The organism is Streptomyces sp. NPDC090083, from assembly GCF_044747445.1.
Lineage (GTDB): Bacteria > Actinomycetota > Actinomycetes > Streptomycetales > Streptomycetaceae > Streptomyces.
Genome location: NZ_JBIVED010000002.1, coordinates 852,626 through 872,328 on the forward strand (window position 1 = coordinate 852,626; position 19,703 = coordinate 872,328).

Consider the following 19,703-nt stretch of genomic DNA (forward strand, 5'->3'; position numbering starts at 1 on the left):
AACTCGGCGAGGGCGCAGGCCTGTTGGAGCGTGCGCCTTCGCCGGGTTCACAGGTTCCGATAGACCTCGCGGCGATGACCGGCGGACAGTACCCACACGATCAGTTGGCCGTCCTCCACCGTGTACACGACGCGGAAGACCCCGACGCGCAGGTGCCAGCGGGCGTTGTGTCCCTGGAGGGCCTTGATGTCGAGGGCCGAGGTGTCGTCCGCGTCGAGTGCCCTCTGCAACTCCGTGAGCCGGTGGAGGATGCGCACGGCGTCCGGCCGAGGAATCTTGAGCAGGTCCCGCTGGGCGGACGGCGTGAACCGGGTGACGTATGCCATCGGAATCAGGCGTGGTGAGACCGGAGCAGGGCGGCCATCTCCTCAAGGGAGACAGAGCCGTCGCGCCCCTCGGCCTCGGCCTCGTCCGCCAGGCGGTTCAGCCAGGAGTCCTCGGCCCGCTCTTCCAGTTCGCGCAGGCGCCGGTACTCGTCGATGTCGATGACCACCGCCTCCTGCTTGCCGCGTCGCGTGATGATCGTCGGCGTCTCATCGCGATGGGCGCGGTCGATGACGTCCGCCAGGTGCTTGCGGACGTCGGCCATGGGCTCAATCACCGGCTCGCTCATGTCACGAATGTATCAGATGTACATCTGGCTCTACTCGGACAGCCCGTGCTCCAGTACGTCCATCGTCCGGTCCACCAGCCCCAGGAAGTCCTCGCGGTGGCCGTTCTCCGCCCAGTACAGGGACGTTTCCATCAGGCCGCCGACGAGGGACATGGCGTAGACCCGGACCTCCAGGCTCTCCGGGTCCCGGCCGGTGCGCTCGCCGATGGCCTGGCAGAGCATGGAGCCGGTGACCGACATGCTCTCCATCATCCGCGAGCGCACGGCCGGGACCTGGACCATCAGATGGGTGCGGAGCCGGGTGGTCTCCGCGTCCTCGTCGATGCCGTACTTGATGGCCTTCCGCATCACGTACCGGAGGGTGACCGTCCAGGGTTCGTCGGAGGGGCGGGCCCGCAGTTCCTCCATGATGATCGGGTCGAACTCGTCCGTGATGACGATGTCTTCCTTGGTGGGGAAGTAGCGGAAGACCGTCGACGGCGACACCTCGGCGCGCTCGGCGATCTGCTCGATCGTCGTCGCGTCGTACCCCTGTTCCTTGACCAGTGCGTACATCGCGGAGCGGATCGCCTCGCGGGTCTTGATCTTCTTTCGCTCCCGGAGGCCCAGTTGAGGGCGTTCTGCGGGGCTGAAGGGGGAGGGTGCGGCCGTCATACCGCTCATTGTCCGGCATCCGCCAGAGCCGTGGCCACGGCGGCGGCCGGGTCGTCGTCCGCCTCCGCCCGCCCGCCGGGCGCGGCCGGTGTGTTCGGCAGGAAGGCCGCCGACAGCAGGGCGGTGACGAGCGCCGCGATGCCGCAGACCAGCAGGACCAGGCCCATGCCGTGCACGTAGGCGCTGTTCGCGGAGGCCACGAGGTCGGCCGAGCCCGCCTTCTGGGCGACCATGTGCGCCGCCACGACGGATTCCCCGGCCGTGTCGGCCGCCTTCGCGGGCAGGCCGGTGACGTCGAGGCGGTCCCGGAAGCTGCTCGCCAGCAGGCTGCCCAGCAGGGCGATGCCGATCGCGGCGCCGACCTGGCGCATGGTCATCAGCAGTCCGGCGCCGCTGCCGGCCCGGTCGCGGGGCAGCGCGCCCAGCGCGCCGTCCATCGCGGGGACGATCGAGAAGCCGAAGCCGAACCCGGTGACGGACAGCCACAGCGCGGTGAAGCCGTAGCCGGAGTCGACCGTCGTACGGCTGCCGAGCAGGGCGGCGAAGGCCAGGACCACCAGGCCCGCGCAGACCACGGCACGCGAGCCGAACCTGTTCACCAGCGGCTGGGCGGCCCGGGCCGCGACGATCAGGCCGCCCATCATGGGCAGCAACCGGACGCCGGTGCCGAGCGCGTCGTTGCCCAGCACCGCCTGGAGGTACTGAGGCAGCACGAACAGCAGGCCGGAGAGCACGAACATCACGAGGGTCGCGGCGAGTGTGCTGAAGAGGAAGCCGCGGTGGCCGAGCAGGGTCATGTCGAGCATGGGGCGTGCCATGCGCCGTTCGCGCAGCACCAGGGCGGCGATGAGGACCGCGGCTCCGATGAGCATGCCCACGATCAGCGGGTCGCCCCAACCGCGGCTGGGCGCCTCGATGATCGCGTAGATGAGGGCGCCGAGGCCGGCCGCCGTGAACGCGGTGGAGAGGGTGTCGACCTTCGGCGAGGCGGGGTCCTTGGTCTCGGGGAGCAGGAAGACGCAGGCCGCGATGCCGATCGCGGCCATCGGGATGTTGACCAGGAAGACCGAGCCCCACCAGAAGTGGTTGAGCAGCCAGCCGCCGATGATCGGGCCGAGCGGCAGCCCGAGCGAGGAGGCCGCGGAGATGATGCCGACGGCCTTGGTGCGCTCGTCGGGGCCGAACAGCGAGGGCAGCACGGACAGGGCGAGCGGTGTGACCAGGGCCGCGCCGACGCCCATCACCGTGCGGGCCACGACGACCCAGGTGACGTCGCCGGCGAGGGCGCCCGCCAGGGAACCGGCGAGGAAGATGCCGAGGCCCGTGATGAGCATGCGGCGCCGGCCGAAGCGGTCGCCGAGCAGTCCCGCCGGGAGCATGAGCGCCGCGAAGACGATCACGTAGGCGTCGGCCATCCACTGCTGCTGGCCGGTGCTCGCGCCGAGTTCGCCGGCCATCGTGGGCAGCGCGACGTTGAGGATCGTGGTGTCGAAGCCGAGCGTGAGCATGCTCGCGACCAGGGCCCCGAGGGCCCACCAGCGGCGCGGGTCGCGTCGCACGTCGGGGGAGTCAGTGACAGTAGCCATGAAATGAGAGTAACTGTCAAAAGGTGGTCCATGTCAACAGGGATCGACTGTCGGAATGCGGGGAACCGGCTGCCGGCGCACGAAGAATGGCCACGGCTCGAAAGCCGTGGCCATGAACGGGAGGTGCCCCAGGTGCTATCCGTGCTGGTACGCCACCAGGGAGATCCCGACGTAGTGCACGAGGAAGGCCGCCACCGTCAGGGAGTGGAAGACCTCGTGGAAGCCGAACCAGCGCGGTGACGGGTTCGGGCGCTTGATGCCGTAGATCACGCCGCCCGCGCTGTAGAGCAGGCCGCCGACGATCACCAGGACCAGGACGGCGATGCCACCCGTGCGCATGAAGTCGGGCAGGAAGAAGACGGCCGCCCATCCCATCGCGATGTAGCAGGGGGTGTAGAGCCAGCGCGGCGCGCCGACCCAGAAGACGCGGAAGGCGATCCCGGCCGCCGCCGCGCCCCAGATGCCCCACAGCAGCCACTGGCCCTTGGCGCCCGGCAGCAGCAGCATCGTCAGGGGCGTGTACGTGCCCGCGATGATCAGGAAGATGTTGGCGTGGTCGAGTCTGCGCAGGACGCCGTCCATGCGCGGGCTCCAGTTGCCCCGGTGGTACAGCGCGCTGACGCCGAAGAGCAGACAGGCCGTCAGGGCGAAGATCCCGCAGGCGATACGGCCGCGGGCCGAGTCGGCGAGAGCGGTGAGCACCAGGCCGGAGATGAGGACGGCCGGGAACATGCCCAGGTGCAGCCAGCCGCGCAGCTTCGGCTTCACGTGGTCGGGGAGGGAGAGCGCGGAGGGACCGTGGCCGGCTGCCGGCGTGTCCGTGGGCGCGTCGGGGACGGACGCAGTCATGCGCTCAATCGTACCTACGGAACCGTAAGTTACGTGTCAGTGCGGCGAGATGAGGGGCCAGAAGTGGCCACTCTCTCATGCGTAGCCGGGCGCCGGGTACGCGGGGTGAATCGATGGTGACGCGCGGAAAACAACTCGATACGTGGCGATCCTCACGTCGCTCGTCTGTGAGGCCCTCTGGACATATGGGCGGACGCGTCGGATGATCAAATGAGTGCGGTCGGCACCGGATGAGCGCCAAGATCGACCATCGTGAAGCATCCGGGTCGCGGCCCCCACGGGGCAACAAGGACAAAATCCCTCATCATAGGAGCAATCGTGGCGCGCGACATCGCGGCTCCCCCCGTCATCCCCACCCAGCACAAGGAATTGATCTCGTGGGTCAACGAGATCGCAGAAATGACCCAGCCGGACAGTGTGGTCTGGTGTGACGGATCCGAAGCGGAGTACGAGCGGCTCAGCGAGGAGCTCGTCCGAAAGGGCACCTTCAAGAAGCTCGACCCGATCAAGCGCCCCAACTCGTACTACGCCGCCTCCGACCCGACCGATGTCGCCCGGGTCGAGGACAGGACGTTCATCTGCTCCGAGCGCGAGCAGGACGCTGGCCCCACCAACCACTGGAAGGCCCCCGCCGAGATGCGGGACATCTTCACGGGAGACAAGGGCATCTTCCGTGGCTCCATGAAGGGCCGGACGATGTACGTCGTCCCGTTCTGCATGGGCCCCCTCGGTTCGGACCTCTCCGCGATCGGCGTCGAGATCACCGACTCCGCCTACGTCGCCGTCTCCATGCGCACCATGACCCGCATGGGACAGCCCGTCCTCGACGAACTCGGTACCGACGGATTCTTCGTGCGTGCTGTGCACACGCTCGGAGCGCCGCTGGCCGAGGGCGAGGCGGACGTGCCGTGGCCGTGCAACTCCACCAAGTACATCTCGCACTTCCCCGAGTCCCGCGAGATCTGGTCCTACGGCTCCGGCTACGGCGGCAACGCGCTGCTCGGCAAGAAGTGCTACGCCCTGCGCATCGCCTCCGTGATGGCGCGGGACGAGGGCTGGCTCGCCGAGCACATGCTGATCCTCAAACTCACCCCGCCGCAGGGCGAGTCGAAGTACGTGGCCGCCGCCTTCCCGAGCGCCTGCGGCAAGACGAACCTCGCGATGCTGGAGCCCACCGTCTCCGGCTGGACCGTCGAGACCATCGGTGACGACATCGCCTGGATGCGGTTCGGCGAGGACGGCCGGCTCTACGCGATCAACCCCGAGGCCGGTTTCTTCGGCGTCGCGCCCGGTACCGGTGAGCACACCAACGCCAACGCGATGAAGACGCTGTGGGGCAACTCCGTCTTCACCAACGTGGCGCTGACCGACGACAACGACATCTGGTGGGAGGGCATGACGGAGGAGACCCCGGCCCACCTCACGGACTGGAAGGGCAACTCCTGGACGCCGGAGTCCGGTTCGCCCGCCGCGCACCCCAACGCCCGCTTCACGGTGCCCGCTTCGCAGTGCCCGATCATCGCGCCCGAGTGGGAGGACCCCAGGGGCGTGCCGATCTCGGCGATCCTCTTCGGCGGCCGGCGCGCCTCGGCCGTCCCGCTGGTGACGGAGTCCTTCGACTGGAACCACGGCGTCTTCCTGGGCGCCAACGTGGCCTCCGAGAAGACCGCCGCGGCCGAGGGCAAGGTCGGCGAGCTGCGCCGCGACCCGTTCGCCATGCTGCCGTTCTGCGGCTACAACATGGGGGACTACATGGGCCACTGGGTCGATGTGGCCAAGGGCCGCGACCAGGCGACCCTGCCGAAGATCTACTACGTGAACTGGTTCCGCAAGAACGACGCGGGCAAGTTCGTGTGGCCGGGCTTCGGTGAGAACAGCCGGGTCCTGAAGTGGATCGTGGACCGCCTCGACGGCCGCGCCGAGGGCGTCGAGACCCCGATCGGCGTGCTGCCGGCCAAGGGCGCCCTCGACACCGAGGGCCTGGACCTCTCCGAGTCCGACCTGGACTTCCTGCTCACCGTCGACAAGGACGTGTGGCGCGAGGAGGCCGCCCTGGTCCCCGACCACCTCAACACCTTCGGCGACCACACCCCGAAGGAACTGTGGGACGAGTACCACGCGCTGGTGAAGCGCCTGGGCTAGGTCGTGTCCGTAAAGTCCTGTCGTTCGCCCGGAGCGCGGCAGACAGGACTTTGCGGACACGACCTAGCGCCCGAGAACTCCGCGGCCGGCCGCCGATCCTGCCCTGACCAGCAATGTCGTCACAGGCCGGCCGCGGTGCTGCACAACGGGCAGGGCCCCGCACAACGGCGTGCGGGGCCCTGCCCGTTGCCCGTGCCGCGGCGCGGCCCCACGGCGTGGTCCCGACTCCCATTTCACGCATCTCCCCTGCCCAAGACGGGATTTCGGGGGACACTCGGGACAACCTGCAACGAACCCCGAAGTGAGGTGAGCGGGGTGCGCACTCCGGTCAGCGATCCCCTGAGCGTGGGGCCGTACCGGATCGCCGGGCGGCTCGGGTCCGGCGGGATGGGCTGGGTGTACCTCGGCCGCTCACCGGCCGGCCGCGAGGTGGCGGTCAAGGTGGTCCGGCCCGAACTGGCGGCCGAGCGCGAGTTCCGCGAGCGGTTCGCCCGCGAGGTCGCCGCCGCCCGGCTGGTCAGCGGCGCCTACACCGCGGCCGTCGTCGACGCCGACACCGAGGCCGAACTGCCCTGGCTGGCCACGATGTACGTGCCCGGTCCCTCCCTCGCCGAGGCCGTCGGATCGGACGGCCCGCTGCCCGAGGCGCAGGTCCGCAGGCTCGGCGCGTTCCTCGTCGAGGCCCTCCAGGCGATCCACGCGGCCAACCTGGTCCACCGCGACCTCAAACCGGCCAACGTGCTGCTCGCCTCCGACGGCCCCCGCGTCATCGACTTCGGCATCTCCCGCGTCGAGGGCGCCCCGAGCCTCACCCGGGCCGGGATCGTGGTCGGCACCCCGCCCTTCATGTCGCCGGAACAGATGACGGCCGGTCGGATCGGCCCGCCCAGCGATGTGTTCTCCCTCGGCGGCGTCCTCGTGTACGCGCTGACCGGCCGCCCGCCGTTCGGCACGGGCGAGGCGGTGAGCCTGCGGGTCGTGCACCGGCCGCCCGAACTGGACGGCGTACCACCGGGGATACGGCCGCTGCTCGCGCGGTGCCTGGCCAAGCGGCCCGAGGACCGGCCCCGACTGGCCGCGCTGCTGGACGAGTTGCTGGCGCGACAGCGCCCCGCGAGCTGGCCGCCGCCCGCCGTGGCCCGCACGATCGAGGTCCGCCGCGGTGAGCTCGCGGCCCGGCGTGGGGGCGGCACGAGTCTGCCGGTGCCGTCCTGTCTGCTGCTGCACGCGCGGGCCCTGCTGGACGCGGGCCTCACCGACGACATGGTCACGCGGGCGGTGGTCCGTGGCGACGCCTGAGGCCTCCCTCCCGCCCGGCCGGGACTACGACATCGCCTCGTCCTGGCGGCAGTTGACGCACACCTGGGGTGCCCGGCGGAATTACCACGTCGAGAGCGACGCCGATTCCGTCTCGCTGCAATTCGATCTAGAGACGTCGGGGCGCACGCTCACCGTGCGTTTCATGACCACGAAAAGACTCCTTGTCGCCTTTGTCACCGACGGTCATTCTCTGCGCAAGGATCAATTGGCGATCGCCGCCGCCGCATCCAACGCGTGGAACACCGAACAGCTGAATCCCATGCTCTCCGTGTGGGACGTCCGCGGGCCCCGGCCCTGTCTCGCCGGCGTCTGCGACCTCCCGCTGACCTGCCGGATCTCCCAGGCCGATTTCGATGTCCTGGCCAGTGATTGGGTGGAACGGGCGCGACAGATGTTCACCCGTTGCCATCAGGTTTTCCAGCTGTAGAAGTGAATTGAGCATTCTCAGTCAACCCCTTTCGGCCACCCGCCTGTTGGCTCCACTATGGGCGCCAACGGGGGGTCGTCATGAGACGTACGTTCTTCACTGCCGTGCTGTTCGGCTTGCTGATCGCGGTGATTCCGGCCGGGCCGGTGACCGCGGCCGGTCCGGACTGCGGTCCGAACTTTCCCACGAAACTGGGCTGTTGGCAGGACGCGCTGGACGACGGGGCCACGGTCACGGTCACGCTGGACAAGCCGCTGGGCCTCGACACCGGCCGCACGGTCGACCAGGCCGAGGTCCGCCGGGACACCAAAAACCTCCGGGTGCGGGTACCGGCCGGCGTCCACACCGGCCAGGGCGGCACCGCGCTCATCGTGCTGGCCGGCCATCCGCTCGTCGACCGCGACGCCAGGATCGACCGCCTCGACGCCACGACACAGCATCAACTCGGCCCCTGCACGAGCGACTTGTGCAAGGCGCTCACCAAGTCCTCGCTCACCGGCGGCCAACTCCTCGACAGGAAGCTGGGCGTCACCGAGATCGGCGGCCACACGTCCCCCGACCGCACCCGCCTGCTGCTCCTCGCCCTGACCGCCGTCCTGCTGCTCCTGCTGCTGGCCCTCTTCCTGGCCGTCCGCCGCTCCCGCACCCCCGCCCTGGCGGCCCACTCCGAGGAGGAGCCCGCCGAGACCACCGCCCGACTGCGCCCCGTACCACCCGCACCGGCCCCGGCCGCCCACGGCCGCCGGGTCGGCCCCCGCCCCGGACCGTCCCGAACAGCCGTGGTCCGTACCGCACTTCACCCGCAGGGCTACGTCGAACTCGACCACGTCCTGTACCGCGCGGTGTGGGCCGAACCCGACCGCACACCGCCCGTGCCCGGCACCTGCGTCGAGGTCACCGACGCCCGCGAACCCGACTCCGACGTCCTGTACGCCTTCCCGCCCGCCGCCCGGCACCACGCGCGCGGCACCTCGTGAACCCCGTACCGTCCGGCCGACCAGGAGACGCCATGCACAGCGAATACCCGCCCACGATGCCGGCCGAGTACGCCGACATCGAGTTCGAGAACAACGCGCAGCGGCTGCCCCTCGTCCTGTGCCTGGACACGTCGAGTTCCATGGCGGGCCCGCCGATCCAGACCCTCAACGACGCGCTCGCCGAGTGGACCAGGGAACTCCACGACGACGTCTCCCTCAGCTACAGCGTCGAGGTCGCCGTGATCACCTTCGGCGGCCGGGGCGTCGGCGCCTGGCGCGGACCCCAGCTCCTCGACCCCCGCGCCCCGGTGAGCCCCTTCGTACCCGCGCACGCCTTCCAGGCACCCCGGTTCACCGCGTCCGGGGTCACTCTGATGACGGAGGCCCTGGAGCTGGCCATGCATGTCGTCGCCGCCCGCAAGGCGGAGCTGCGCGCCTCCGGGCTCCAGTACTACCGCCCGCAGATCTGCCTGGTCACCGACGGCCTCCCCACCGACGCCACCGGCCACCTGACCGACTCCTGGCACCGCCTGCTGCCCGTCCTCGCCGACGAGCAACAGGCCCGCCGCTTCCGGCTGTACGCGATCGGCGTCGGCGCCATCACCGACCGGGGCGAGCAGGTGCTCCGGGCCTTCGCGCCCACCTTCAACGCGCGCATCCAGGGCTTCCCGTTCCGCGAACTGCTCCAGATGATGTCGGCCAGCGCGAACGCCGAGCAGAAGGGCGCGGGCGACGAGGTCTTCGAGAAGATCTTCAGCCAGTTCAAGACCCAGCGCCCGGCCTGGGAGAGCTGAGCGGTGGCCGACTCGCCCTGGCGCGTCCACGGCCTGAGCGTCGAGGGCTACCGGCACCGCCGCACCGGCACGCCCTGCCAGGACGCCTGCACCTACACGACCTCGGCGAACGTGTCCGTCCTCGCGGTCGCGGACGGCGCGGGCAGCCGCCCGCACTCCGACCAGGGGGCGCTGCACGCCGTCGAGCTGGCGGCCGAGCACTTCCGCCGTCGGGCCGCCGCCGCGACCGGCTGCCCGCCGGGGCAGGAGGTCCACGACCTGCTCGCGGAGGCCTTCGACGACGTGTCCAAGATCTTCCTGGACACCTACGGCAGCACGGCCCCCGACTACGCCACCACCCTCACCGTCGTCGTCCTCACCCCCGGCTGGCTCGGGCATCTCAGCGTCGGCGACGGCTTCGTCGTCGTCCGCGCCGGAACGGAGGACGGGGAGCGGCAGTTCCATCTGCTCCCGCAGCCGCCCGCCGTCAGCGAGTACAGCAACGAGACCGTCTTCCTCACCTCGCCCGACGCACCCCGCCGGCTGCGCACCGACTGCGTGGCGGACCCGCGTGTCGACGGCGTCCTGCTGTCCACCGACGGCCTCGCGCAGGCCGCCCTCTCGCTCTCCGGCGGCGGCCCGCCGCAGCCCAACACCTCGTTCGTGGAAGCGGTGCTGAGCTCCCTCGACACCCCGGGACCGGTCACCGACAAAGCGCACGAGAGCCTCGCCGCCCTCCTCCGGTCGGACCGGCTGACCAGCCTCAACGCCGACGACAAGACCCTGCTGCGGGCCGTGCGCGAGGTGACCCCGTGACCGGCCGCACGGTCTTCCTGGACGGCAAGCCCGTCACGCTGGCCGAACTCCCGCTCAAGGGCGGCGGACAGGCCGCCGTCTTCCCCGTCGAGGGCGACGACACGGTCGTCGTCAAGCTCTACCGCGACCGCCCCGGCCCCGACCTGGAGCGCCGCCTCGCTCGCATGCTCACCATGTCCCCGCTGGCCGCCCGCCCCACCGACGCCAGCCAGCCCCCCGAACTCGCCTGGCCCACCGCCATCGCCCGCGGCCCCGACGACACCTTCCTCGGCTACGCCATGCGCCGCTTCGGCGAACCCCGACACGTCCAGCTGGTGGGCCTGTTCACCCGCGCCCAGCGTCTGCGCCTGTTCGGTGACCGCGCCGACTGGCGCTTCCTCCTCGGCGTCGCCTGGAACCTCGCCTTCATGACCGCCCGCATGCACCACGACCGGCTCGTCATCGGCGACTTCTCCAGCAGCAACGTCGTCGTCGACGCCAACGGCTTCGTCACCTTCCTCGACTGCGACTCCATCGCCTTCACCGACCCGGTCACCGGCGAGCCGTTCCCCTGCCTGATGCACACCACCGACTACTCCTCACCGGAACGCCAGTCCGGCGCCGCCGCCACCGAGGAGAGCGACAACTTCGCGCTGGCGGTGCTCATCTACCAGCTGCTCACGGCCGGCAACCATCCCTTCGGCGGCGTCCCGCACGACAGCACCTCCGAGTCCACCGTCAAGGACAACATCGCCGCGAGCGTCTCCTACGTCGTCCGCCCCGAGTCGGTCGTCATCCCGCGCGGCACCGTCGACCCGTCGGTCCTCCCGCCCGGCCTGCTGACGCTGGCCCACACGGCGTTCGGCGCGGGCGTCCACGCCCCGTCGGCCCGCCCCACCCCGGAGGTCTGGCTGCGCGCCCTGGACCAGGAGCGCTCCCGCGTCCAGCGCTGCCGCCAACGCCCCCTGCACTCCTACGGTTCCCATCTCCCGACCTGCCCGTGGTGCACGCGGGCCGCGGTGACCGGCCACGACGTGTTCAACGTGCCGGTACGGCCCGCGGTGCCGGTGGTGCCTCCGGCGGCGGCACCGGGGCCGGAGCAGCCGATGGGCCCGCTGAAGGTGGTGGGCGTCGTCCTGCTGGCACTCCTCCTGCTGATCATCGTGCTGCAACTGCTGTGAGCGGCAGTGCCGTTCGGAGAATCCGGCCGATCCGTCCCGTCCCGTCCCGAGCCGTCAGCCGTCAGCCGTTCTGTGAACGTCCCCGGTCCTCCAGATACCGTGTGTGCGACTCCTGGCGCCGCGCCTCGACCTCCCGCAGGGTGGCCGCCAGCCCCTGCGCCTCCTCCTGAAGCACCGTCAACTGCCGTTCCAGGTGCCGTTCCGGAGGCTCGGTGCCCGGCGCCAGCCGGGTCCACCAGCGGGTCCGCACGAACGTGTCGACGGCCTCCGGCACGTCCTGCCGGATCGCCCGGGACAGGATGTGCACGCCTTCCGGGTCCTGCGCGAGGTCGTGGGTGATCCGCGGATCGAGGAGTCCGGCGAGGAGCTGGTTCAGCTCGGTGAGCCGGCCGGCGGCGGCCGGCGGCAGCTCGACGTCCGCGAGATAGCCGCCGAGCCGCTCGAAGTCGTCGCGGAGTTCCTCCAGTTGGGCGGAGGGGTCCGGGAAGTCGGGCAGCGGCGGCCGTTCCGGCGGGGCGATCAGCGCGCCCGCGCCGTACAGACCGACGACCACGACCGGCCAGTACGGCCCGGCCACGCCCACGAACGTCAGCACCAGCCCGGCCAGCCCGCAGGCGCTGCCGGTGAGGTTCTTGCGGGACTCCAGGTAGCCGAGGAACTTACTGGTAGCCACGGATCTCCTCGAAGGCGCCGTCCAGCGAGCCCTGTTGGGCGTCGAAGAGCCGGCCGCCGGTCAGGTCGGCGATGTGCTGGAGCTCCGCCTTGTCCGAGTCGCCGAAGAGGATGGGGAAGACGGGGATGTCCCGCTGGGCGGTGGGCAGCCGGCCGTAGAAGGCGTCGAAGTCCCTGGCCTTGGCGCCGGTGGTGTTCTCGCCGTCGGTCATCAGCACGATCGAGGTGAACGTGTCGCCTCCGGAGCCGAGATGCTCGTACGCCTTCTCCAGCGAGGTGTAGATCGCGGTGTTGCCGTCGGCGCTGAGGGCCCTGGTGTCCGCGCGGATGGCGTCGAGCCCCGCCTGCGGATCGCCCGGGCTCACCACATGCGTCCGTACGCTCTTCACGGCCGACCCGAACGGCATCAGCGTGACCTCCTCGCGCTGCCGGAAGTCGCCGGTCAGATCGGTCAGGGCCTTCTTCAGCCGGGACAGCCGGTCGCCGTCCATCGAGCCCGAGGTGTCGAGCACGTACACGGTCCGTGAGGGCCGGCGCAGCGTGTTCTCGTACGCGTCGAGGAGCCCGTCGGCGACGGACCGGCTGCCGGGGAAGGGGAGTTCACGCCGGCGGCTGGTGTCGAGGCCGGACGCGGGCGGCACGGAGGCGACGACCGGGCGGCGGTGCGTACGGGTGGTGATCAGCTTCTGCAGGGCGTCCGTGCGCAGGTCGGCCGTCACGCGCCGGACGTTCTCGCGGGTGGTGGCGTCCGTCGAGGCGAGGGAGGTCAGCGGGTAGTCGGCGGTGACGACCCCGTCGCTCGGGCGGATCACGGTCAGGCCCGGGATGCCCTTGAGGACGGACTCGTAGTTGAGCAGCGCGTCGACGTTTCCCCGGCGACGGTAGGCGCTCGCCAGCCAGCCCGACGAACCCGAGGTCAGCTTCTGCCCCTTGAAGAACTCCTTCAGCCGGGGGGTCGCCTTCGTGACGTCCGCGGAGGTGAGTGCCGACTGGGCGCCGGAGAGCGCGGAGGCGACGGAGATCAGTGTGGAGAAACCGGAGTTGGAGCGGGCCGGGTCGGTCATGCCGTAGGTCAGCCTGCCGTCCTGGACGGCCTGTTCGAGCTGCGACCAGGTGACGTGGTCGGGCGTCCAGCCGAGTGTGCTGACGGTGGCGTTCTTGACGCCGATCGCGACCGGGCTGGACATGATCGGGGTCTCGGAGACGACCTTCTTCGCCGCGTCGGGCCGGAGCCGCAGATAGTCGTTCGAGGACAGCCACAGGGCGTCGTACCGGCCGTCGACCGTGCCCTTGGCGAGGAGGTCCACCGCGTCCAGGGTGCCCATGTAGGTGGGGCGGATCGTGATGCCGGTGTCCTTGCGGACCTGGTCGAACACCGGTGTCATGTCGCTGAGTTCACTGGAGGCCAGGACACGCAGCGTGCCGGGCCGGGCGGCGTTGTCGGGATCGGCCTTCGGGTGGCCGGGCGCCGACGTGCAGCCGGTCAGCAGCGCGGCCGTGCCGAGGGCGAGCGCGAGCAGACGTCTCATCCGAGGCCGCCTTCCAGGGCGCTCCGCGACCGGCTCCGCTCCAGGTACGAGCCGGCGTTCTGGAGTTCGGACGTCAGGGACTCGACGGTCGCCGCCATCGCCTCGGTCGCCTGGACCTTGTAGGTGTCGATGGCGTCGAGGGTGCGGTAGATCTGCTGGAAGGCCGTGCGGAGCGTCTCCGCGCCCACCGCCGGGTCGGCCGCGATGCGCTGGATCTCGCCGCTCTGGGTGGAGAGCATCTCGGCGTTGCCCCGGATGAGGTCCTCCGTCGTACCGCGCAGGGCGTTGACCTGGTCGACGACCTTGCGCTGGTTGTCGAGCGCGGAGGCGAGCATGACGGAGATCCGCAGGGCGGAGACGGTCGTGGTCGCGGCCCGGTCGACGCCCTTGATCAGCTCGTCGTTGTTGCGCCGTACGACGTCCATCGCCAAGTAGCCCTGCGCGCACACCGCGAGCTGGGTCAGCAGGTCCTGGTGCTTCTGCCGGACCGGGAAGAGGACGTCCGCGCGCAGGGTGTCGGCCTGGCCGGGGTCGGCGGCCTCGACGCCGGTGAGGTGCTGCTCGACGGCCGTGTCGAGGGCCTGGGTGAGCACCACGTACTCCTGGAGCTTGCCCATGGTCTCCCAGAGGCGGACCCGCTCGGTCTGCAACGCGGCGTTGTCGCGCCGGAGTTCGTCCTGTCCGCCGCGCAGTGAACCCACGATCTTGTTCAACGTGCCCTGGGCGGAGGCGTACTTGGCGACGTGGTCGCGCAGCTTGTTGCCGCCCGGCAGCCGGGACAGGAACTTGCGGCCCTTCGAGGCGGGCAGGTCACGCGGGTCCAGGTCCTCGACCACGCGCCGGAGTTCGACGAGCGAGCCGGCGACCTGCGACTGCGCGTCCCCGCCCTTCGACGGCAGACTGCGCACGGTCCGCTCCAGCATGCGGTTGGACTGCGCGGTGGCGGTGCGCATCTCCCCGGCGCCGAGCGCGGTGATCTCGCCGACCTTGCCCGCGAACTCGGGCGAGCGGGCGTCGAGCGAGGCGAGCCCCTCGACGTAGGCGGCGGCCTTCCGCGCCATGTCGGTGCGGACGCTGTCATCCACCGGCACCAGCCCGCCGGCCTTCTCCTTCGGCACCGGCGCGACGGCCTCCGGTGGGGTGAGGGTGAAGAGGTCGTCCCCGCTCTGGGTGTGCTGGCTGCTGTTCTGGCTGGTGTTGAAACTGCTGCTCATGTGGTTCCCCCCGGTCAACCGCGCGCCCGGCGCGCCATGTCGTGCAGCACCTTCGAGGTGGGCACGGGCGCCTGCCGGACGCCGGTCAGCGTCTGGTTGAGATAGCTGGAGTGGGCGGCCGTGGCCGCGACGAACTCGGCGGTGTCACCTTGCGGCCGGAACCCGTGCCGTACCGCGAGCTTGCGCAACGTCGGGTCGCTGCTGAGGAGTTGGCCCAGCTCGCGGCCCTCCGTGGTGAGCGGTACGACGGTGTGGTCGCTGGTGGCCGTGGTGTCCGGGTAGAGCACGACGAGGTCGCCGACCGGCTGCTTGTCGAGGAGCAGGGAGGCCACCTGGGACTCGTAGACGAGGACCAGCGGATTGCCGGCGCCGCTGATGAAGTCCCTGAACGGCGCGTCGGAGCTGGACTGCTGGGCGCCCTGCACGCTGATCAGCTGGTGCATGAGCGGCGCCGTGCGATCCACGTCGGCGCTGCTCGCGGCCACCCGGCCGCCGTCGGCGACGTAGGAGGCGGCGGCGAGGTACAGGGCGCCCGAGTTGGAGGTCTCCGGATCGGTGCTCGCGATGTAGAGGGTGCCGGTCAACTCCCCGTGCCGGTCGGCCCCCTTGAGCTGCTGCCAGGTCAGGTTCCGCTTGGCCGCGTCGAGATAGGCGGCCATCTTCAGGGTGCCGCGGTCCTTGTCCTTGTCCAGCGTGGCGAGCCCGTTGTCCGCGAGGACCTGGGCGGCGCTGCGGTGGGCGACCACGACGAGCGGCGAGTAGAAGGGCCGCGGCAGCGGCTGCCGCACCGTGTACTTGGCGGCGAGCGCGTCGGCCGGTGCCTGACTGGAGGGGAAGGCGAAGTCGTAGCCCTTGAGGTCGAGGCCTTCCATGGCCCAGGACCCGGAGGTCTCCGTCCGCACGGTGAAGCCCTTGGCGGCGAGGGCTTTCACCACATCGGGATCGGCGAAGAAGTCCGCCTTCTCCGAACCGATCACACCACGCACGGTCTTCGTTGCCGTGCCCTTGTCCCCGTTGTCCCGGCCCGCTACGACGGCTGCCACCACGCCGCCGATCAGCAACACCGCGAGGACGATTCCAGCGATACGTCTCACGAGGGGCAGCGTGCTCGCGGAACCCAACATTCCCCGAGGAAAGGGATGAACGGAAGGTGTCGGAGGGGTCCCGGATCAACACGGCCCGCGGGGGCGCCCCGTCGGGGGCGCGGGCAACCGCGCGGCCGGCCGCGGCGGACGCGCACCCGCACGACGACGGAACCCTTACGGCGGCGCGGTGCGGCGGCTCAGGCCACCGGGGTCACCGCGTGCGCGTCCATCCGCTCGGCGGACAGGATCGCCGCGGCCGTGTCGGCCCGGGAGGCGGCGACGACCAGGGCCCGCCCGGCGAGCGCGTGAGCCCGCCGGTGCAGGGCGTCCGACCGCGCCGTGGCGGAAGCGGCCACTGCCCGGCTGGGGGAGGCGCCGCCTCCGCGCAGCCGCGTCAGCTGTCCGGCGAGCCGCTCCGCGGCCGCGTCCAGCTCGGCCGACGGCTCCAGCGCCCGCAGCTCGTCGGTCACCGCGAGCAGGGCGGCGAGGTGCCCGGCCAGCTGAATGTCCAGCTCCTCCTCGCGCGACCGGTGCGGAAAGTCGGAGGACGGCGTGCGGGCCACCGTGCTGTGGACCGACTTCGTGCGGATCGGTTCGTACATGGCATGGTCTCCTGTGCTCAGACAGGAAACCATCCTAGCTTAGATCTCGTCTAAAGTTGTGTTGGCCGAAAATCTGACCGAAAAGAACCCGAGAAAAAGGCCCCGTGAGGTTTACGGCTGGCTGTACCCGTCCAGGAAGTTCCCGATCCGGGTCACCGCGTCCCGCAGATCCCCCACCGACGGCAGCGTCACCACCCGGAAGTGATCGGGTTCCGGCCAGTTGAAGCCGGTGCCCTGGACGACCATGATCTTCTCCTGGCGGAGCAGGTCGAGGACCATCTGCCGGTCGTCCTTGACCTTGAAGACCTGCGGATCGAGCCGTGGGAACAGATACAGCGCGCCCTTCGGCTTCACGCAGGTCACCCCAGGGATCTGGGTCAGCAGTTCGTAGGCGACGTCCCGCTGCTCCTTCAGTCGGCCGCCCGGAAGCACCAGGTCGTCGATGGTCTGCCGCCCGCTGAGCGCGGCCACGACCCCGTGCTGCCCCGGCATGTTCGCGCAGAGCCGCATGTTGGCCAGGATCGTCAGACCCTCGATGTAGGAGTCGGCGTGCGCGCGCGGACCGGAGATCGACATCCAGCCGACGCGGTATCCGGCCACCCGGTACGCCTTCGACATCCCGTTGAACGTGAGGGTCAGCAGATCCGGGGCGATCTTCGCGGTCGGGGTGTGCGTGGCACCGTCGTAGAGGATCTTGTCGTAGATCTCGTCGGAGCAGACGAGGAGGTTGTGGCGGCGGGCGATGTCGGTGAGGCCCTTGACCATGGCCTCGTCGTAGACCGCGCCGGTCGGGTTGTTCGGGTTGATGATGACGATCGCCTTGGTGCGGTCGCTGACCTTGCGCTCCACGTCGGCGAGGTCGGGCATCCAGTCGGACTGCTCGTCGCAGCGGTAGTGGACGGCGGTCCCGCCGGAGAGGGAGACGGCGGCGGTCCACAGGGGGTAGTCCGGCGACGGTACGAGGACCTCGTCGCCGTCGTCGAGCAGGCCCTGCATGGCCATGACGATCAGCTCGGAGACGCCGTTGCCGATGAAGACGTGCTCCACGTCCGTCTCGATGCCGAGCGTCTGGTTGTGCATGACGACCGCGCGGCGGGCGGCCAGCAGGCCCTTCGCGTCGCCGTACCCGTGCGCCGACGACATGTTCCGGAGGATGTCCTCCAGGATCTCCGGCGGGCACTCGAACCCGAACGCCGCCGGGTTCCCCGTGTTCAGCTTGAGGATGCGGTGCCCTGCCGCTTCCAGACGCATCGCCTCCTCGAGAACCGGGCCCCGGATCTCGTAACAGACGTTGGAGAGCTTGGTCGACTGGATCACCTGCATGTCGGTGAGCTTACGGCCCGGTAACGCGACGTGCCTCGTGCTTTCCGCCACATGAGACACACCTCGTCCGACTGGGTACGTTGACCCTGCCGAAGGGGGAGGCAGGGCATGAAGTTCTCGCTGCTGAGCGACGAGCCGGTGAGCGCGCCCGAGGGCGATCTGCTGGGCGCCGGCACCGCGGCGCGTCAACTGGCCACGCTCATCCACGACTCACGGGCCGCGACGCCCTTCACGCTCGCCGTGGACGCGGGCTGGGGGATGGGCAAGAGCAGTCTGATGGGCCTGGTCCGGGCGGAGTTGAAGCCGCGCGCGGACGTCCGGACGGTCTGGTACAACGCCTGGTCGGCGACCCGTCCCGATGTGCTGGAAGGCCTCATCAAGACGGTCCTGATGACGTTCGACAAGCGTCTGCTGCGCCGGGCCCTGCACCAGCTGTCCCAGCGCGGCCCGCTGATCAGGGCGGTCCTGGCGACGCTCACCGTGGTCGCCTCCCCGTTCGGACTGGCCGGGCTCGTCGACCGGCTCTGGCGTGAGCTGTCCGTCGACCCCAGGGCCCGCGCCACCATGCGGGACGAGCTGAAGAAGCTCGCGGAGGAGTGGGCGAGGACCGCCCCGGACCGGCCGGGCCGGCTGCTCGTCGTGTTCATCGACGACCTCGACCGGTGCGCGGAGGACACCGTGCTCGCGGTGTGCGAGGCGGTCAAGGCCTATCTCGACCTGCCGGGGCTCGTGTTCGTGATCGGCTGCGACCGGTCGATGCTCGGCCCCTCGGGCCTGCTGCGGGACCTGGGCCCGGCCGGTTCGGCGTTCATGGAGAAGATCTTCCAGACCAGCTACCGGCTGCCTGTGGCGGGCGGCGAGGAGCTGCGGGCCTACGTCCGGGACTGCGCCGAGCGCGCGGGCGTGCGCGACCTGCTCGACGACGCGATGGTGCACCTGATCGCCGACCGCTCGGCACGCAACCCCCGGCGGATCAAGCGGCTCATCAACGGCTTCGGCCTGGAGTGCCCCCTCGACCCGGTGTGGACGGGGATCGAGCCGGAGGCGGTGATCAGGACGCTGCTGCTGCAGTACCTGTATCCGGAGTTCTACCGGATCCTGGTGGCGGGCGACGCCGCCGCCCACACCGCCAACGCGGGACGCGAGTTCCTGGAGTACGACACGGCCCGGCGGGTGCTCGGCCGCTGGGTGGAGCCCGGCCCGGAGGCGTGGCGGACCACGGTGGCGTCCGTGAGCGGCCACGGGCTCGCCCCGCCCGACGCGGAGCGGCCCGGCGACTGGGAGGCCGTCCTGGGCCGACTGGAGGAGCAACTCCCGACCGTCTACCCGGAGTTGGCCCGTGACCGTGACTTCGTCCGGCTCGTCGGGGAGTGGCTGCGGCTCGCGCAGGCCGACGAACTGGTGGCCCGGCTCCAGCGGGGCGACGCGGCCCCGGTCGTCACGATCCGGGTGGACGCGGAGCCCCCGCCCGGCGGTGCCCGCAGGACGGACGAGGGCCGTCCCGATGGCCGGGACGGCGTCCGCTACGACGGCATCCGCATCCTCTGGGTGGACGACCACCCCGGCAACAACCGGGCCTACGTGCGGGAGTTGACGGAGCTGGGCGCCGAGGTCGTGCAGGCCGAGGACGCGGTGGGCGCCGAGCGGCTTTTGGCCCGCGGGCCGTTCGACCTCCTGCTGTCCGACTTCTCCCGCGGTATGGACTCCGACGCGGGCCTGGACGCGCTCGCGCGCTGGCGGGAGCGGGCGGCCTTCACCGGGCCCGCGGTGTTCTTCACGGGACGGGTCACCCCGGCCCGTGAGCGGCGCTGTCTCGAACTGGGTGCCCGGATCGCCACCGACGGCAGGTCGCTGCGCCGGCACATCGACCGGGCGTGCGCGGAAATCCGCCAGTCGCGGGCCTGAAACCGCTCCTTGCCCACCCACCCCTCGCCCATAACAATGCTCATGACAAAAGACGA

The 19,703-nt window shown here is 70.5% G+C and carries 19 protein-coding genes; 8 read left to right on the top strand and 11 right to left on the bottom strand.

Features of this window, described 5'->3' with window-relative positions:
• Positions 1 to 47: 47 nt before the first annotated feature.
• The 5 genes from ACIPTO_RS09635 to ACIPTO_RS09655 form a co-directional block, all read right to left on the bottom strand.
• A complete protein-coding gene (locus ACIPTO_RS09635; RefSeq protein WP_401190487.1) occupies positions 48 to 326 on the bottom strand; it encodes a type II toxin-antitoxin system RelE/ParE family toxin in 279 nt (92 codons plus the stop codon).
• 5 nt (positions 327 to 331) lie between these two features.
• Positions 332 to 613 carry a type II toxin-antitoxin system Phd/YefM family antitoxin gene (locus ACIPTO_RS09640; protein WP_401190489.1) on the bottom strand — a complete coding sequence of 94 codons (282 nt, stop codon included), beginning with the start codon at positions 611 to 613 and terminating at the stop codon, positions 332 to 334.
• 30 nt (positions 614 to 643) lie between these two features.
• On the bottom strand, positions 644 to 1,276 hold the full coding sequence (locus ACIPTO_RS09645) for a TetR/AcrR family transcriptional regulator (protein ID WP_401190491.1): 633 nt from the start codon (positions 1,274 to 1,276) through the stop codon (positions 644 to 646).
• Positions 1,273 to 2,853: a DHA2 family efflux MFS transporter permease subunit gene (locus ACIPTO_RS09650; RefSeq protein ID WP_366316053.1), complete on the bottom strand. Its 1,581-nt coding sequence runs from the start codon at positions 2,851 to 2,853 to the stop codon at positions 1,273 to 1,275. Before ACIPTO_RS09650 ends, ACIPTO_RS09645 begins: the two co-directional genes overlap by 4 nt.
• 135 nt (positions 2,854 to 2,988) lie before the next feature.
• Positions 2,989 to 3,702 (bottom strand): hemolysin III family protein, encoded by a 714-nt coding sequence (locus tag ACIPTO_RS09655; RefSeq protein ID WP_401190494.1) that lies wholly within the window; start codon positions 3,700 to 3,702, stop codon positions 2,989 to 2,991.
• Between the two features lie 318 nt (positions 3,703 to 4,020).
• On the opposite strand from ACIPTO_RS09655, the gene ACIPTO_RS09660 reads away from it, so the two are divergent.
• From ACIPTO_RS09660 to ACIPTO_RS09690, 7 genes are all read left to right on the top strand, one after another.
• Entirely contained in the window at positions 4,021 to 5,844 is a 1,824-nt protein-coding gene (locus ACIPTO_RS09660) for a phosphoenolpyruvate carboxykinase (GTP) (protein ID WP_401190496.1), read from the top strand.
• Positions 5,845 to 6,159: 315 nt separating this feature from the next.
• Positions 6,160 to 7,143, top strand: a complete 984-nt coding sequence (locus ACIPTO_RS09665; protein ID WP_366316047.1) for a serine/threonine-protein kinase — start codon at positions 6,160 to 6,162, stop codon at positions 7,141 to 7,143.
• Complete coding sequence (locus ACIPTO_RS09670) at positions 7,130 to 7,591, top strand: hypothetical protein (protein ID WP_366316045.1); 462 nt, start codon at positions 7,130 to 7,132, stop codon at positions 7,589 to 7,591. The genes ACIPTO_RS09665 and ACIPTO_RS09670 overlap by 14 nt, the downstream gene beginning before the upstream one ends.
• Positions 7,592 to 7,671: 80 nt before the next feature.
• Positions 7,672 to 8,568 carry a hypothetical protein gene (locus ACIPTO_RS09675; RefSeq protein ID WP_401190499.1) on the top strand — a complete coding sequence of 299 codons (897 nt, stop codon included), beginning with the start codon at positions 7,672 to 7,674 and terminating at the stop codon, positions 8,566 to 8,568.
• A gap of 32 nt (positions 8,569 to 8,600) precedes the next feature.
• Positions 8,601 to 9,362 carry a hypothetical protein gene (locus ACIPTO_RS09680; RefSeq protein ID WP_366316041.1) on the top strand — a complete coding sequence of 254 codons (762 nt, stop codon included), beginning with the start codon at positions 8,601 to 8,603 and terminating at the stop codon, positions 9,360 to 9,362.
• A gap of 3 nt (positions 9,363 to 9,365) precedes the next feature.
• Complete coding sequence (locus ACIPTO_RS09685; RefSeq protein ID WP_401190502.1) at positions 9,366 to 10,157, top strand: PP2C family serine/threonine-protein phosphatase; 792 nt, start codon at positions 9,366 to 9,368, stop codon at positions 10,155 to 10,157.
• Positions 10,154 to 11,317: a hypothetical protein gene (locus tag ACIPTO_RS09690; RefSeq protein WP_401190504.1), complete on the top strand. Its 1,164-nt coding sequence runs from the start codon at positions 10,154 to 10,156 to the stop codon at positions 11,315 to 11,317. Before ACIPTO_RS09685 ends, ACIPTO_RS09690 begins: the two co-directional genes overlap by 4 nt.
• A 61-nt stretch (positions 11,318 to 11,378) precedes the next feature.
• On the opposite strand, the gene ACIPTO_RS09695 is transcribed toward ACIPTO_RS09690, so the two are convergent.
• The 6 genes from ACIPTO_RS09695 to ACIPTO_RS09720 form a co-directional block, all read right to left on the bottom strand.
• A complete protein-coding gene (locus tag ACIPTO_RS09695; RefSeq protein WP_366316035.1) occupies positions 11,379 to 11,990 on the bottom strand; it encodes a hypothetical protein in 612 nt (203 codons plus the stop codon).
• The gene (locus tag ACIPTO_RS09700) at positions 11,977 to 13,518 is read right to left on the bottom strand and encodes a substrate-binding domain-containing protein (RefSeq protein ID WP_401190506.1); all 1,542 of its coding nucleotides are present in this window, start codon (positions 13,516 to 13,518) and stop codon (positions 11,977 to 11,979) included. Before ACIPTO_RS09700 ends, ACIPTO_RS09695 begins: the two co-directional genes overlap by 14 nt.
• Positions 13,515 to 14,732 carry a toxic anion resistance protein gene (locus ACIPTO_RS09705; RefSeq protein WP_366316031.1) on the bottom strand — a complete coding sequence of 406 codons (1,218 nt, stop codon included), beginning with the start codon at positions 14,730 to 14,732 and terminating at the stop codon, positions 13,515 to 13,517. Before ACIPTO_RS09705 ends, ACIPTO_RS09700 begins: the two co-directional genes overlap by 4 nt.
• Before the next feature lie 14 nt (positions 14,733 to 14,746).
• The gene (locus ACIPTO_RS09710) at positions 14,747 to 15,826 is read right to left on the bottom strand and encodes a substrate-binding domain-containing protein (RefSeq protein ID WP_366316029.1); all 1,080 of its coding nucleotides are present in this window, start codon (positions 15,824 to 15,826) and stop codon (positions 14,747 to 14,749) included.
• A 188-nt stretch (positions 15,827 to 16,014) separates the two neighbouring features.
• The gene (locus tag ACIPTO_RS09715) at positions 16,015 to 16,419 is read right to left on the bottom strand and encodes a hypothetical protein (protein WP_366316027.1); all 405 of its coding nucleotides are present in this window, start codon (positions 16,417 to 16,419) and stop codon (positions 16,015 to 16,017) included.
• A 111-nt stretch (positions 16,420 to 16,530) separates the two neighbouring features.
• Positions 16,531 to 17,742, bottom strand: a complete 1,212-nt coding sequence (locus tag ACIPTO_RS09720) for a pyridoxal phosphate-dependent aminotransferase (RefSeq protein WP_366316025.1) — start codon at positions 17,740 to 17,742, stop codon at positions 16,531 to 16,533.
• A 108-nt stretch (positions 17,743 to 17,850) separates the two neighbouring features.
• Between ACIPTO_RS09720 and ACIPTO_RS09725 the strand changes: the two genes are divergently transcribed.
• Positions 17,851 to 19,647, top strand: a complete 1,797-nt coding sequence (locus ACIPTO_RS09725) for a P-loop NTPase fold protein (protein WP_401190510.1) — start codon at positions 17,851 to 17,853, stop codon at positions 19,645 to 19,647.
• The last annotated feature ends 56 nt before the right edge of the window (positions 19,648 to 19,703 follow it).